General features: G+C 68.8%; 13 protein-coding genes. 5 read left to right on the top strand and 8 right to left on the bottom strand.

Annotation, left to right across the window (positions count from 1 at the left end; all coding sequences use genetic code 11):
• Window positions 1–655, top strand: a 655-nt coding sequence (locus tag ACNPM4_RS03150) for a serine hydrolase (RefSeq protein WP_448984666.1), incomplete at its 5' end; no start/stop codon positions are given.
• 21 nt (window positions 656–676) lie between these two features.
• Here ACNPM4_RS03150 and ACNPM4_RS03145 read toward each other — a convergent pair.
• Window positions 677–1,726: a P1 family peptidase gene (locus ACNPM4_RS03145; RefSeq protein WP_448984665.1), complete on the bottom strand. Its 1,050-nt coding sequence runs from the start codon at window positions 1,724–1,726 to the stop codon at window positions 677–679.
• A gap of 157 nt (window positions 1,727–1,883) precedes the next feature.
• Here ACNPM4_RS03145 and valS point away from each other — a divergent pair, with 157 nt between their 5' ends.
• Window positions 1,884–4,499: a valine--tRNA ligase gene (gene valS, locus ACNPM4_RS03140; RefSeq protein ID WP_372466571.1), complete on the top strand. Its 2,616-nt coding sequence runs from the start codon at window positions 1,884–1,886 to the stop codon at window positions 4,497–4,499.
• The gene (locus ACNPM4_RS03135; protein ID WP_105710148.1) at window positions 4,499–4,714 is read left to right on the top strand and encodes a hypothetical protein; all 216 of its coding nucleotides are present in this window, start codon (window positions 4,499–4,501) and stop codon (window positions 4,712–4,714) included. Before valS ends, ACNPM4_RS03135 begins: the two co-directional genes overlap by 1 nt.
• A 31-nt stretch (window positions 4,715–4,745) precedes the next feature.
• On the opposite strand, the gene ACNPM4_RS03130 is transcribed toward ACNPM4_RS03135, so the two are convergent.
• Window positions 4,746–4,964, bottom strand: coding sequence for a hypothetical protein (locus tag ACNPM4_RS03130; protein WP_029261636.1), 219 nt, complete (start codon window positions 4,962–4,964; stop codon window positions 4,746–4,748).
• The gene (locus tag ACNPM4_RS03125; protein WP_448984664.1) at window positions 4,961–5,584 is read right to left on the bottom strand and encodes an ArsR/SmtB family transcription factor; all 624 of its coding nucleotides are present in this window, start codon (window positions 5,582–5,584) and stop codon (window positions 4,961–4,963) included. The genes ACNPM4_RS03130 and ACNPM4_RS03125 overlap by 4 nt, the downstream gene beginning before the upstream one ends.
• A gap of 103 nt (window positions 5,585–5,687) precedes the next feature.
• Here ACNPM4_RS03125 and ACNPM4_RS03120 point away from each other — a divergent pair, with 103 nt between their 5' ends.
• Both ACNPM4_RS03120 and ACNPM4_RS03115 read left to right on the top strand, forming a co-directional pair.
• Window positions 5,688–7,739 (top strand): M3 family metallopeptidase, encoded by a 2,052-nt coding sequence (locus ACNPM4_RS03120; RefSeq protein ID WP_448984663.1) that lies wholly within the window; start codon window positions 5,688–5,690, stop codon window positions 7,737–7,739.
• A gap of 19 nt (window positions 7,740–7,758) precedes the next feature.
• The gene (locus tag ACNPM4_RS03115) at window positions 7,759–8,256 is read left to right on the top strand and encodes a GyrI-like domain-containing protein (RefSeq protein WP_448984662.1); all 498 of its coding nucleotides are present in this window, start codon (window positions 7,759–7,761) and stop codon (window positions 8,254–8,256) included.
• Window positions 8,257–8,262: 6 nt separating this feature from the next.
• On the opposite strand, the gene clpX is transcribed toward ACNPM4_RS03115, so the two are convergent.
• From clpX to ACNPM4_RS03090, 5 genes are all read right to left on the bottom strand, one after another.
• Window positions 8,263–9,531, bottom strand: a complete 1,269-nt coding sequence (clpX, locus tag ACNPM4_RS03110) for an ATP-dependent Clp protease ATP-binding subunit ClpX (RefSeq protein ID WP_029261632.1) — start codon at window positions 9,529–9,531, stop codon at window positions 8,263–8,265.
• Between the two features lie 179 nt (window positions 9,532–9,710).
• On the bottom strand, window positions 9,711–10,562 hold the full coding sequence (locus ACNPM4_RS03105; RefSeq protein WP_029261631.1) for an aldehyde dehydrogenase family protein: 852 nt from the start codon (window positions 10,560–10,562) through the stop codon (window positions 9,711–9,713).
• Complete coding sequence (locus tag ACNPM4_RS03100; RefSeq protein WP_029261630.1) at window positions 10,559–12,001, bottom strand: aldehyde dehydrogenase family protein; 1,443 nt, start codon at window positions 11,999–12,001, stop codon at window positions 10,559–10,561. Before ACNPM4_RS03100 ends, ACNPM4_RS03105 begins: the two co-directional genes overlap by 4 nt.
• Window positions 12,002–12,014: 13 nt before the next feature.
• Window positions 12,015–13,016, bottom strand: coding sequence for a deoxyribose-phosphate aldolase (gene deoC, locus ACNPM4_RS03095; protein ID WP_029261629.1), 1,002 nt, complete (start codon window positions 13,014–13,016; stop codon window positions 12,015–12,017).
• Window positions 13,013–13,351, bottom strand: a 339-nt coding sequence (locus ACNPM4_RS03090) for a sugar-binding domain-containing protein (protein WP_448984661.1), incomplete at its 5' end; no start/stop codon positions are given. The genes deoC and ACNPM4_RS03090, both read right to left, overlap by 4 nt.

Below are 13,351 nucleotides of genomic sequence, written 5' to 3'. Positions count from 1 at the left end.
CACCGAGGTCGATGCCGGGACGCGGAGCCTGGAAGAGCGCGTGACGCGCCGCCCCGTGGAGTCCATCGACGACTCCGGACTCTGGTACCTGCTGCAAGCGGCGGAGCTGTCGCTCCACGACGTGGCCGCCCTCATCGGCGCGGTCAGCGACAACGCCGCGACGAACACCCTGGGCCGGGTGATCGGGATCCCCGTGGTCCAGGAGCACACGCGCGCCCTCGGCTACACCTCCTCCGCGCTGGACGACATCGTGCGATGGCCGATCCCGCCCGGCGCTCCGACGACGCTGTCGCATGCGAGCGCCACCGAACTGGTGCGATTCATGACGCGTCTCGCCGACGGGACCGACCTGACCCCGGCATCGGCCGACACCCTCCGACGCTGGCTGGGCGCGGGCATGGACCTGTCGATGGTCGCGTCCGCCTTCGACCTCGACCCGCTCGCTCACTGGGGCTTCGATCGCGGCATCTGGCTGCTCAACAAGACCGGCACGATCTCCCGGGTGCGCGCCGACACGGGCATCGTGATGTCGCCGGATCGCCGGATCGCCTATGCGGTGCTGGCGAACTGGGACCGCGGCACGGATGGGCGCGGACCGGTGCTGGCCGCGATGCGCACGATCGGCGAGGGCATCCGCAGCGCGCTCGCCGGGTGAGTCCGCGGCTGTGCACGCGGGTCAGACGGCCCCGGCGCGGGCGAGACGCGCCCGGACCTCGTCGATGGGCACCGCACGCGCGGTCCGACCATCCGGGCCGACGGTCGTCTCGGCGGCGAGCACGGAGTTGATCAGGGCCTCCTCCACGGCATCCATCGTGGCGGCGAACAGCGGCGACAGCACGTCGTCCGCCACCGGCCCTCCGAGCGCCGGATCGTGCACCGAGAACGCGATCGCGTAGTCGCCGCTGCCCTGCGCGTAGTCGGCGCCGACGCCCCGCATCGCGAACACCGCACGGCCGGCCACCCGCCCGAGCTGGCGTCCGTCGACGGGCGCATCCGTCGCGACGACGATCATGCACGAGTTACCGACGGGTTGAGCTGCGGCCTCGGCCAGCAGCTCCTCCGCGGGAAGCGGTACTCCTGCGATCCGCAACGTCCCGCTGAAGTTGGTCTGCACCAGGGCACCGACCGTGCGCGTCCGTCCGGCGACGTCGACGAGCCGGGACGACGTGCCGATGCCGCCCTTGTAGCCGAGAGCGACCGTCCCCGCACCGGCCCCGACGCACCCCTCCACGACGGGGCCGGCGGCCGCCTCCTCCAACGCCTGGACCACCTGCTCCTCGCCGACGGCCCGGCGCCGGATGTCGGAGAGGAAGCCGTCGTTCGTCTCACCCACGACCGGGTTCAGCGTCATCGTCCGCGCGTGGGACGGGGTCGCCAGCAGGTGTCCGAGCAGCGCGTCGGCGACGCGGAAGACCGACAGGGTCGAGGTGAGGAGGATCGGGGTCTCCAGTGCGCCGAGCTCGCGGAGCTGCGTGGCACCGACGAGCTTGCCGTAGCCGTTGCCGACCGAGAGGTTCGCGGGGAGGCTGCGGCGCTCCCCGGTCAGGGCGTCGGGCACGATCGCGGTGACCCCGGTGTGGAGACCATCGCCGTGCAACGTGGCATGCCCGATCCGGACACCGCCGACATCGGTGATCGCGTTCTCCGCACCGCGCGCGAACGCCCCCGACGGGACGCCGAGGTCGGCGAGGCGGGGACGGGAGGAGGCGGACGACAGCGGTGTCATGCTCCGATCCTTCCAGGGGCGGAGGAGCGGACATCCGCGCCGCGCCGGGCGACTCCGCCGTGTCCAGCCGGCCTTCCGCTCGCTCGGTAGACTGGTCCGCACACCCCACACTCAGGCACGCTCACACAGTGCCGCATACATCGCTCGAGGAGACCCCATGCCTGCTTCCGAATCGATTCCCACCGGAATTCCCGACAAGCCCGTACTCGAAGGTCTCGAAGCGAAGTGGGACGCCGCCTGGGCGGAGCAGGGCACCTACCTGTTCGACCGTCTGCGCGCGGCACAGGCCGGCCGTGAGGGCGTGTACTCGATCGACACCCCGCCGCCGACGGCATCCGGAAGCCTGCACATCGGGCACGTGTTCTCGTACACGCACACCGACGTGAAGGCCCGCTACGAGCGCATGCGCGGCAAGACCGTGTTCTACCCGATGGGCTGGGACGACAACGGCCTTCCCACGGAGCGCCGCGTGCAGAACTACTACGGCGTGCGCTGCGATCCCTCGCTCCCCTACGACGCCGACTTCACGCCCCCGTTCGAGGGCGGCGACAACAAGTCGAGCCGCGCGGCCGACCAGCAGCCGATCAGCCGCCGCAACTTCATCGAGCTCTGCGAGCGCCTCACCATCGAGGACGAGAAGCAGTTCGAGGCGCTGTTCCGTCAGCTCGGACTGAGCGTGGACTGGACCCAGACCTACCGCACGATCTCGGACGACACCATCCGCCAGAGCCAGCTCGCATTCCTGCGCAACATCGAGCGCGGCGAGGCCTACCAGGCACTCGCACCGACCCTGTGGGACATCGACTTCCGCTCCGCCATCGCGCAGGCAGAGCTCGAGGACCGCGACCAGCAGGCCGCGTACCACACGATCGAATTCCCCTTCGCGGACGGCTCGGGATCGATCGCGATCGACACCACGCGCCCGGAGCTGCTCCCCGCATGCATCGCCCTCGTGACGCACCCGGAGGGTCCGCACAAGCACCTCATCGGGACGAAGGTGAAGACGCCGTTCTTCGGCGCCGAGATCGAGATCCACGGACACCACCTCGCCCAGCCCGACAAGGGCACGGGAGCGGCGATGGTCTGCACCTTCGGCGACGTGACCGACATCGTGTGGTGGCGAGAGCTGCGCACCACCGAGAACGAGCCCCTGCCGAACATGACCACGATCGGCCTCGACGGACGTTTCCTCCCCGAGGCGCCCTCGTCCGTCGAGAACCCGGAGGCGGTCTCCTGGTACGCCGAGGAGCTCGCGGGCAAGACCGTGTTCAGCGCGCGCAAGGCGATCGTCGAGAAGCTGCAGGAGACCGGCGACATGACGGCCGTCGGCAAGCCGTTCAACCACGCGGTGAAGTTCTTCGAGAAGGGCGACCGTCCGCTCGAGATCGTGTCGACCCGCCAGTGGTACATCCGCAACGGCGCCCGCGACGGCGAGCTGCGCGACACGCTCATCGCCCACGGTCAGGAGCTCGCCTGGCACCCGGAGTTCATGCGCGTGCGCTACGAGAACTGGGTCGGCGGCCTCACCGGCGACTGGCTGGTGTCGCGCCAGCGGTTCTTCGGAGTGCCGATCCCGCTCTGGTACGCGCTCGACGAGAACGGCGAGCGTGACTACGACCGTGTGCTCGCCCCCGACGCGGCGACGCTCCCGATCGACCCGACGACCGATGTCCCCGCCGGATACACCGAGGACCAGCGCGGCGTGGCCGGCGGGTTCGACGCCGAGGCCGACATCCTCGACACCTGGGCGACGTCGTCCCTCACGCCGCAGCTCGCGGGTGGCTGGCAGCGCGACGAGGAACTCTGGAACCTCACCGCGCCGTTCGACCTGCGCCCGCAGGGTCAGGACATCATCCGCACGTGGCTGTTCTCGACCATGCTGCGCTCCACTCTCGAAGACGACCGGACCCCGTGGCGTAACGCCGCGATCTCCGGCTTCATCGTCGACCCCGACCGCAAGAAGATGTCGAAGTCCAAGGGCAACGTCGTCACCCCGGCCGATGTGCTCGAAGCTCACGGCTCCGACGCGGTGCGCTACTGGGCGGCATCGAGCCGACTCGGCATGGATGCGGCGTTCGACCCGCAGAACCCGACGCAGGTGAAGATCGGCCGTCGCCTCGCCATCAAGGTGCTGAACGCGGCCAAGTTCGTGCTGTCGTTCCCCGTGCCCGAGGGCGCGCAGGTGACGCATGCCCTGGATGCATCGATGCTGACCGCCCTCGACGGTGTGGTGACCGAGGCGACCAAGGCGTTCGATCGCTACGACGCCGCCCGCGCGCTCGAACTGACCGAGGCGTTCTTCTGGACCTTCTGCGACGACTACCTCGAGCTCGTGAAGGAGCGCGCCTACAACCAGGCCGACGTGGGTCAGGCTTCCGCCGCGCTCTCGCTGCGCCTGGCCCTCTCGACGCTCCTCCGCCTGCTGGCGCCGGTGCTGTCCTTCGCCACCGAGGAATCGTGGTCGTGGTTCGAAGAAGGATCCGTGCACACGGCGGAGTGGCCCACGCCGCTCGGCATCGACGGCGACCCGGCCGTGCTCGCTGCCGCGAGTGAGGCGCTGATCGGCATCCGTCGGGCGAAGACCGAGGCGAAGGCGTCGCAGAAGACTCCGGTCTCGCGCGCCGCGATCGCCGCTCCGGCTGCGAAGCTCGAGGCGCTCCGTGCCGCCGCCGATGACCTCCGCGCCGTCGGCCGCATCGCCGAGCTCGAGTTCAGCGAGGCCGAGGAGTTCGCGGTCACCGCGATCGATCTCGCACCGGTCGAGGGTTCCTGATGCAGCTCGGCACTCGATGGGCGGCCGGATCCGAGGCACCGGCCTCGGTCCCCGCATCGCTGCGTCCCGCGATCGCCGCGGTGGAGGCGAAGGGCCTCACCGGCCACTGGACCCTCACCTGGCTCGAGGGCCGCGCCATCGCGGAGCTCGACGCCGGCTGGGAGGTCTTCCAGGCCGCATCCGGCGAGGTCGTCGCCCGCCCCTTCACGGACTGAGCCCGCCCGCACGGAGAGACTTCGGCCTCCTTCAGAACCGAGGGATGTCAAGCTGCGCGAGCGCGCGGGTCAACGACTGCGGATCCTGTGTCGGTGTCTGCTGCTGCCGCAGTCTGTCGAGAACGCGCGCGTGCCGCTCGGCCCGGCGCGCGACGCGGCGAGCGACCCATGCGGTGAGAGTCTCGGCCAGCCGAAGTAGCCGAGCCTCGGTGTGGGTCGGAGCCATCAGGTGAAGCGTTGCGGTGGTCATGATTCCTCCTCCGAGTCGGTGGCGGGTGCGGATGACGCGGTCGACGGTGTCGACAGGTCGAAGAGCTCGGTTCGCAGCGACACCCGCCGCACGTCCGGGCCGGCCTGACCCCGGTAGCGCTCGATCGCGCCCTCGACGATCGCCTCGAGCTCATCGCGGAGCGACACCGCCTGCTCCGGCGTCAGATCCAGGTGCGTGGTCATGATGACGCCGGTGTCGCGCCACTCCTCCGGCACGTCCGCCTGAGGGCGATTGACGTAGGCCATGAGGGTCTCGTGACGAAGACGGAAGAACTCCGAGTTGACGATCTGGGCCGCCGCGCGATTGGCGGGCGAGGTCATCGCGTCGGGACCGGGAACGTCGATCCGTCCCTTCGGCCGTTCCCACCACCGCTCGCGGGCGGTGCCTCGTCCCTCGACCTCGCGGATGAGGTCGTGCGCGGCGAGTGCGCGAAGGTGGTAGCTCGTGGATCCGGAGGTCTCCCCCACCAGGGCCGCCAGCGAACTGGCGGTCTGCGGGCCGCGAGCCGCGAGGAGGTCGAAGATCTTCACCCGCAGCGGGTGCGCCAGCGCCTTGAGTGCCCCGGCATCGAGCGTCCGTACCTGCGTCCCGTTCGTCATGTATGCAAAGATACCTTTGCAAAGACTTCTTTGCAAGTGTTTCTTTGCAAGACTCTCCTGACGATTCCTGAGCTCTGATGACCTCGGTGGATAGGCTCGGAGGATGACCGACGCCACGAATCCGCTCCTCCAGCCGTCGACTCTCCCCTTCGGGCTCCCCGATTACCCCGCGATCCGGCCCGAGCACTATCTCCCGGCGTTCCAGGCCGGGTTCGAGGAGCAACTCCGCGAGGTCGCCCGCATCACGATGGTGCGATCGATGCCGACCTTCGAGAACACCCTCGAGGCGCTCGAACGCTCGGGCGAGCTGCTCGACCGGGTCGCGCACGCCTTCTACACGGTCAGCTCCGCGGATGCGACGCCGGAGATCCAGGAGATCGACGAGCAGCTCGCACCCCTCATGGCCGCCCACCAGGACGCGATCACCCTCGACGCGCAGCTGTACTGGCGCGTGCAGCAGGTGTTCGAGCAGCGGGATGCTCTCGGTCTCGACGCCGAGCAGCGCTACCTGGTGGAGCGCCACCACCGCGAGATGACGCACGCGGGTGCCGGCCTCGACGACCAGGCCAAAGAACAGCTGACGGCGCTGAACCAGAAGCTCTCGACACTCACGAACACGTTCGAGCGCAACCTGCTGAACGACACGAACGACCTCGCCCTCGTGTTCGACACCCCCGCGGAGCTCGATGGTCTGAGCACCGGAGAGCTTTCGGCCGCGGCGCGTGCCGCGACGGACCGCGGGCTCGACGGCAAGCTGCTCATCACGCTGCCGCTGTTCACGGGACACCCCGCCCTGGCCCAGCTGCGAGTGCGGGAGTCGCGACGGCGCATCATGGCCGCCTCTCTCGCGCGCGGATCCCGCGACAACGCGAACGACAACGGCCCGGTCCTCCTCGAGATCGTGCGGCTGCGGGCGGAGCGTGCGGCTCTGCTCGGGTACGAGTCGCACGCGGCGTACGTCACCGCCGACGAGACGGCCGGGACTCCCGATGCCGTCGAGCAGATGCTGCGTCGGCTCGCCGCGCCCTCCGCACGTAATGCGACGGCCGAGCACACCGCTCTGCAGGCGATCGTCGACGAGACCGAATCCACGCCGTTCACCGTGGAGGCCCACGACTGGGCGTACTACACCGAACGGGAGCGCACGGCGCGGTACGACATCGACTCCAGCGCCCTGCGCCCCTGGTTCGAGGCGGAGCGCGTGCTGCAGGACGGAGTCTTCTTCGCCGCGACGCAGCTGTACGGTGTGACGTTCGCGGAGCGCGAGGACCTGGTGGCCTACCACCCCGGGACTCGCGTGTTCGAGGTGCGCAACGACGACGGGACTCCCGTCGGCCTGTACGTCCTCGACCTGTACACGCGCGATTCGAAGCGCGGAGGGGCGTGGATGAACGCGATCGTGAGTCAGTCCCGCCTGCGCGGCACCGCACCGGTCGTCGTCAACAACCTCAACGTGCCGCTCCCTGGCGACGGCGAACCCACGCTGCTGACGCTCGACGAGGTCACCACGCTGTTCCACGAGTTCGGACATGCCCTCCACGGACTCTTCGCGACGGTGACCTACCCGCACTTCGCCGGGACGAACGTGTTCCGCGACTTCGTCGAGTTCCCGAGCCAGGTGAACGAGATGTGGATCCTCTGGCCGGAGGTCCTCGACAACTACGCCCGACACCACGAGACCGGCGCACCCCTCGACCCCGCCATCGTCGAGCGTCTGCGCGCGACCGAGACGTTCGATCAAGGCCACGCGACGAGCGAGTACCTGGCCGCCGCATGGCTGGACCAGGCGTGGCACCGCGTGGGCGTCGACGCGGAGATCGGCGACGTCGCCGCGTTCGAGGCCGCCGCCCTCGCCGACATCGGCCTCGACGACCCGGCTGTCCCCACCCGCTACTCGTCCACATACTTCGCGCACGTCTTCTCCGGCGGGTACAGCGCGGGCTACTACTCCTACATCTGGAGCGAGGTGCTCGATGCCGACACGGTCGACTGGTTCCGGGAGAACGGCGGGCTCACCCGCGCCAACGGTGACCGGTTCCGCGGGCGCTTGCTCGGGGTCGGCGGTTCGAAGGACCCCCTGGAGGCGTACCGCGACTTCCGGGGTCGCGACGCCGAGATCGAGCCGCTGTTGAAGCGCCGTGGTCTCGGCGGCTGAGTCGTGAGACCCTGAGGGCATGAACGCATTCCCCGACGCACCGTTCGGCCCGGCTGACCGTCTGGACCTCGACGCCGTTCCGCTCGCGGTGATCCGTCACAACGGCATCCGCATCGCCGACCTTTCCGACGCGTTCGACGCGGGCTACTCGGCGATCGCCCTGACGTTCGCCGGCGACGTGCTGACCCCGGCCGGCCCCGCGCTCGCGATCTACCACGGCGACCCGATGGACGTCTTCGATCTCGAACTCGGCTACCCCGTGGTCTCCCCGCCGGAGAATCCGATCCCCACGGCGAGCGGGAGTGTCATCATCGGCTCGGCCCTGCCGGAGGGGCCTGCTGTCGCGACGACCGTGTTCGGCTCCTACGAGGAACTCGGTGCCGGATGGGCGGGCCTCGTCGAACGCGCCGGAGCGCAGGGATTCAGTCCCGGAGGTGTGTGGATCGAGGTGTACGTGTCCGATCCGAGCACAACGCCGGCAGAGCTGCGCACCGACCTCATCTTGCCGCTGGCCTGATCGAGGTCACGCGCTCTTGCGCTTGCGCTCCATCACGATGGTGGGCGGCGCGCCTTCGTCGACGGCCGCGCGGGTCACGATGACCTTGGCGACGTCTTCTGCCGAGGGGATCTCGAACATGATCGGCCCGAGGACGTCTTCGAGGATGGCGCGGAGCCCACGGGCACCGGTCTTGCGCTCGACGGCGAGGTCGGCGATCGAACGCAGCGCGTCTTCTTCGAACTCGAGCTGCACGCCGTCGATCTCGAACATGCGCTGATATTGCTTCACCAGCGCGTTGCGCGGGCCGGTCAGGATGTCGATCAGCGCGGCCTGATCGAGCGGCGACACCGAGGTGACGACCGGAAGACGACCGATGAACTCGGGGATCAGGCCGAACTTGTGCAGGTCTTCGGGAAGCACCTCGCTGAACAGGTCGAGGTCCTTGCCCTTGTCGTGCAGCGGGGCACCGAAGCCGATGCCGTGCTTGCCGACGCGCGCGGACACGATGTCCTCGAGCCCCGCGAAAGCCCCCGCGACGATGAACAGCACGTTCGAGGTGTCGATCTGCAGGAACTCCTGGTGCGGGTGCTTGCGGCCGCCCTGCGGCGGAACCGAGGCGACCGTGCCCTCGATGATCTTCAGCAGCGCCTGCTGCACGCCCTCGCCCGAGACGTCACGCGTGATCGACGGGTTCTCGGCCTTGCGCGCGATCTTGTCGACCTCGTCGATGTAGATGATGCCCTGCTCGGCGCGCTTGACGTCGTAGTCGGCCGCCTGGATCAGCTTGAGCAGGATGTTCTCGACATCCTCGCCGACGTACCCGGCCTCGGTGAGGGCCGTGGCGTCGGCCACGGCGAAGGGGACGTTGAGACGCTTGGCGAGCGTCTGCGCGAGATAGGTCTTGCCGCAACCCGTCGGACCGATGAGCAGGATGTTGCTCTTCGCGATCTCGACCTCTTCGGCCCGCTGCTCGGCGGACTGCAGAGTGCCGAGTGCACGAACGCGCTTGTAGTGGTTGTAGACGGCGACGGAGAGAGCGCGCTTGGCGGGCTCCTGACCGACGACGTACTCCTCGAGGAACGAGAAGATCTCACGCGGCTTGGGCAGCTCGAACTCCGCGACACCGTCGCCGGAGGACTCGGCCATCCGCTCTTCGATGATCTCGTTGCAGAGCTCGACGCACTCGTCGCAGATGTACACGCCGGGTCCGGCGATCAGCTGCTGGACCTGCTTCTGACTCTTTCCGCAGAATGAGCATTTGAACAGGTCAGCGCTTTCACCGATGCGGGCCATGCGCGTCCTCCTATGGGGGGATCAGAGATCGTCCTTCGAGCCTAACCGCTGCATACGACACTGGGCCGCATTGGACCGCACTCGGCATCGGGTCGCGACACGTGAGGAGTCAGGAACCGCCGCTATCCCGGGTTCCGGGGCGGCGATTCCCGACCCCTCACGAGATCTGCAGAGCCGCGTCAGACCATGCTCTTGGTGTGCCAGACCGTCTTCACCTCGGTGAAGGCGCCGATCCGCTCGGGAGAGGCGACGACCTCACCCGGAGTGAGCACACGCTTGAGGGTGTCGGCGGCCGCGATCTGCATGTCGACCCAGTCGAGGTCGCCGGCACCCGCGAGGTCGAGGGCGTTCACATCCTGGTGCGACGCCAGCCACGGGGCGACCTCCGCAGGCGAACCTGTCAGCACGTTGACGACGCCGCCCGGCACGTCACTCGTGGCCAGGACCTCGGCGAGGCTGATGGACGAGAGCGGATGCCGTTCGCTGGCCACCACCACGACCGTGTTGCCCGCCACGAGCGCCGGAGCGACGACCGAGACCAGCCCCAGCAGCGCGGAATCCTGCGGCGCGATGATCGCGACGACGCCCGTCGGCTCCGGAACCGAGATGTTGAAGTACGGGCCCGAGACCGGGTTCGCGTTACCCGCGACCTGGGCGTACTTGTCGCACCACCCGGCGTACCAGACCCAGAGGTCGATGGCCTCGTCCACCTGCGTGGCCGCAGCGGAGGACGAGAGCCCCTGCTGGGCGACGATCTCGTCGATGAACTGCGCGCGCCGCCCCTCGAGCACCTCGGCCACACGGTAGAGCACCTGGCCGCGGTTGTAGGCGGTCGCCCCGGACCAGCCCTTGACCGCGGCGCGCGCGGCCACCACGGCGTCACGGGCATCCTTGCGGGAACCCTTCGCGGCATTGGCGAGGAATTCACCCTTGGGCGAGAGCACCTCGTACGTGCGACCTGACTCGCTGCGCGGGAAGGCCCCGCCGATCGCGAGCTTGTACGTCTTCGGGACGGTCAGGCGCTTGCTCATGCTGTGGCTCCCTTGAGGTAGGCGGTGAGACCCTGGCGTCCGCCCTCGCGGCCGTATCCGGACTCCTTGTATCCACCGAACGGGCTCGACGGATCGAAGCGGTTGAAGGTGTTGGCCCAGATCACGCCGGCGCGCAGCCGGTCAGCCACCGCGAGGATGCGGGATCCCTTGTCGGACCAGATGCCTGCCGAGAGCCCGTAGGGCGTGTTGTTCGCCTTCGCCACGGCCTCGGCCGGTGTGCGGAAGGTGAGCACCGAGAGCACGGGACCGAAGACCTCGTCACGGGCGATGCGGTGCGACGCCTCGACTCCGGTGAAGATGGTCGGAGCGAACCAGAACCCCTGCTCGGGGATCGCGCAGTCCGCCGTCCAGCGCTCCGCACCTTCGGCCTCGCCGATATCGCTCAGCTCGCGGATGCGGGCGAGCTGCGCCGCCGAGTTGATCGCACCGATGTCGGTGTTCTTGTCGAGCGGGTCGCCGAGGCGCAGAGTCGACAGGCGCGCCTTGAGCCGGTCGACGACCTCATCGTGAATCGACTCCTGCACCAGCAGGCGGCTCCCTGCGCAGCAGACGTGGCCCTGGTTGAAGAAGATGCCGTTGACGATGCCCTCGACGGCCTGGTCGATCGGAGCGTCGTCGAACACGATGTTCGCGGCCTTGCCGCCCAGTTCCAGCGTCACCTTCTTCTTCGTACCGGCCACGGCGCGCGCGATGTCGCGACCGACGCCGGTCGAGCCGGTGAAGGCGACCTTGTCCACATCGGGGTGACGCACGAGCGTCGAGCCCGTGGCTCCCGCGCCGGTGACGATGTTCACGACACCGGCCGGAAGGTCGGCCTGCTGCAGGATCTCGGCGAAGATCAGCGCCGTGAGCGGCGTGGTCTCGGCGGGCTTGAGCACGACCGTGTTGCCGGCGGCGAGAGCGGGCGCGATCTTCCACGCGAGCATGAGCAGCGGGAAGTTCCACGGGATGATCTGTCCGGCGACGCCGAGAGCGCGGGGGTTCGCGCCGAGCCCGGCGTGATCGAGCTTGTCCGCCCAGCCCGCGTAGTAGAAGAACCAGGAGGCGACGAGCGGCACGTCGACGTCGCGGCTCTCCTTGATCGGCTTGCCGTTGTCGAGGCTCTCCGCGACGGCGAGCTCGCGAGCGCGCTCCTGCACGAGGCGGGCGATGCGGAAGAGGTACTTGCCGCGGTCGCGGCCGCTCATCCGCGACCAGGTCTTCTCGTAGGCGCGACGCGCCGCCTTGACCGCACGGTCCACGTCGTCGTCACTCGCGGAGGCGATCTCCGCGATGTGCTTCTCGGTCGCCGGGGAGATGGTGTTGAAGGGCGTGCCCGACCCGTCGACGAACTCGCCGTCGATGAACAGCCCGTAGCTGTTCTTGAGGTTCAGGACCGCAGTGGACTCCGGTGCGGGAGCGTATTCCAGAAATGACATGTTCGTCTTCCCGTCAGTCGATCGTGACGTAGTCGGGGCCCGAGTAGTGGCCGGAGCTGAGCTTCTGACGCTGCAGGAGCACATCGTTGAGAAGGCTGGACGCACCGAAGCGGAACAGGTGCGGCTGCAGCCACTCCTCCCCCACGGTCTCGGCCACCGTGACGAGGTACTTCACCGCGTCCTTCGAGGAGCGGATGCCGCCGGCCGGCTTCACGCCGATCTTCTCACCCGTGCCGCGGTGCCAGTCGCGGACCGTCTCGAGCATCAGCAGCGTGGTCGGCAGGGTCGCCGCAGGCTGCACTTTTCCGGTCGACGTCTTGATGAAGTCGCCTCCCGCCAGGATGCCGAGCCAGGAAGCGCGCTTGATGTTGTCGTAGGTGTTCAGTTCACCGGTCTCGAGGATCACCTTGAGGGAGGCGGACGAACCGTCTTCGCGGCGGCAGGCTTCCTTCACCTGGGCGATCTGATCGAACACGAGGCCGTAGCGCCCGGAGAGGAAGGCTCCCCGATCGATGACCATGTCGATCTCGTCTGCGCCCGCGGCGACCGCCTCGGCGGTGTCGGCGAGCTTGATCGCGAGCGACGCACGGCCGCTCGGGAACGCCGTGGCCACTGCCGCGACCGAGATCAGACCGTCGTCGGGGTCGCCGTGCAGGCCGCCCAGGGCGGTGACCGCGTCGCCCACCATGTCGCCGTACACGCACACGGCCGCGACCCGAGGGGTCGAGGGGTCGGCGGCGTCCGGATTCTTCGCCTTCGCGACGAGCGATCGCACCTTGCCAGGAGTGTCCGCACCCTCGAGTGTGGTGAGGTCGATCAGCTTGATGATGGTGTCGAGGGCCCAGGCCTTCGACGTGGTCTTGATGGAGCGGGTGCCGAGGCCCGCAGCGCGCTGCTCCAGGCCGACCGCGTCGACGCCGGGGAGCCCGTGCAGGAAGCGACGGAGGGTGGCATCGTCCGGCTCACCGCCGAGGACATCCACCGCCGTCCTGCGGCTGATTTCTGTGGTCGTCACTGTTCCTCCAACAATGCTCGTGCTGTGGTCTCATCGGTCACCAGTACACCGCACAGGCCACTGGTCACGACCGTGCGTGCGATGTCGTGCTTGGCGGGGCCCGCCGTGACGAAGATCGCGTGGGCGGCTCCGCGCAGCCGGTCGAGCGACACGCCGACCGTCCGGGCGTCGAGCTGCGAGTCGACGATGTTGCCCTCGGCATCGACGTAGCGGCCGAGAACGTCACCGACCGCGCCGCGCCGCGCCAGCTCCTCGACCTCCTCGCCCGTGAGGTAGCCGTTCTCGACGTGGGCGGACGAGGCATCGCAAGGTCCCGCGGTGAACAGGAACGCCTG

Source organism: Microbacterium umsixpiens, assembly GCF_053543675.1.
The sequence above is the reverse complement of the archived record's forward strand: the minus strand, read 5'-3'. Positions and strand labels throughout refer to the sequence as shown.

Excerpts from the sequence above, each read along its gene's own strand:
- ACNPM4_RS03145 (WP_448984665.1), bottom strand. The coding sequence starts at position 1,726 with ATGACACCGCTGTCGTCCGCCTCCTCCCGTCCCCGCCTCGCCGACCTC.
- valS (WP_372466571.1), top strand. The coding sequence starts at position 1,884 with ATGCCTGCTTCCGAATCGATTCCCACCGGAATTCCCGACAAGCCCGTA.
- ACNPM4_RS03135 (WP_105710148.1), top strand. The coding sequence starts at position 4,499 with ATGCAGCTCGGCACTCGATGGGCGGCCGGATCCGAGGCACCGGCCTCG.
- ACNPM4_RS03130 (WP_029261636.1), bottom strand. The coding sequence starts at position 4,964 with ATGACCACCGCAACGCTTCACCTGATGGCTCCGACCCACACCGAGGCT.
- ACNPM4_RS03125 (WP_448984664.1), bottom strand. The coding sequence starts at position 5,584 with ATGACGAACGGGACGCAGGTACGGACGCTCGATGCCGGGGCACTCAAG.
- ACNPM4_RS03120 (WP_448984663.1), top strand. The coding sequence starts at position 5,688 with ATGACCGACGCCACGAATCCGCTCCTCCAGCCGTCGACTCTCCCCTTC.
- ACNPM4_RS03115 (WP_448984662.1), top strand. The coding sequence starts at position 7,759 with ATGAACGCATTCCCCGACGCACCGTTCGGCCCGGCTGACCGTCTGGAC.
- clpX (WP_029261632.1), bottom strand. The coding sequence starts at position 9,531 with ATGGCCCGCATCGGTGAAAGCGCTGACCTGTTCAAATGCTCATTCTGC.
- ACNPM4_RS03105 (WP_029261631.1), bottom strand. The coding sequence starts at position 10,562 with ATGAGCAAGCGCCTGACCGTCCCGAAGACGTACAAGCTCGCGATCGGC.
- ACNPM4_RS03100 (WP_029261630.1), bottom strand. The coding sequence starts at position 12,001 with ATGTCATTTCTGGAATACGCTCCCGCACCGGAGTCCACTGCGGTCCTG.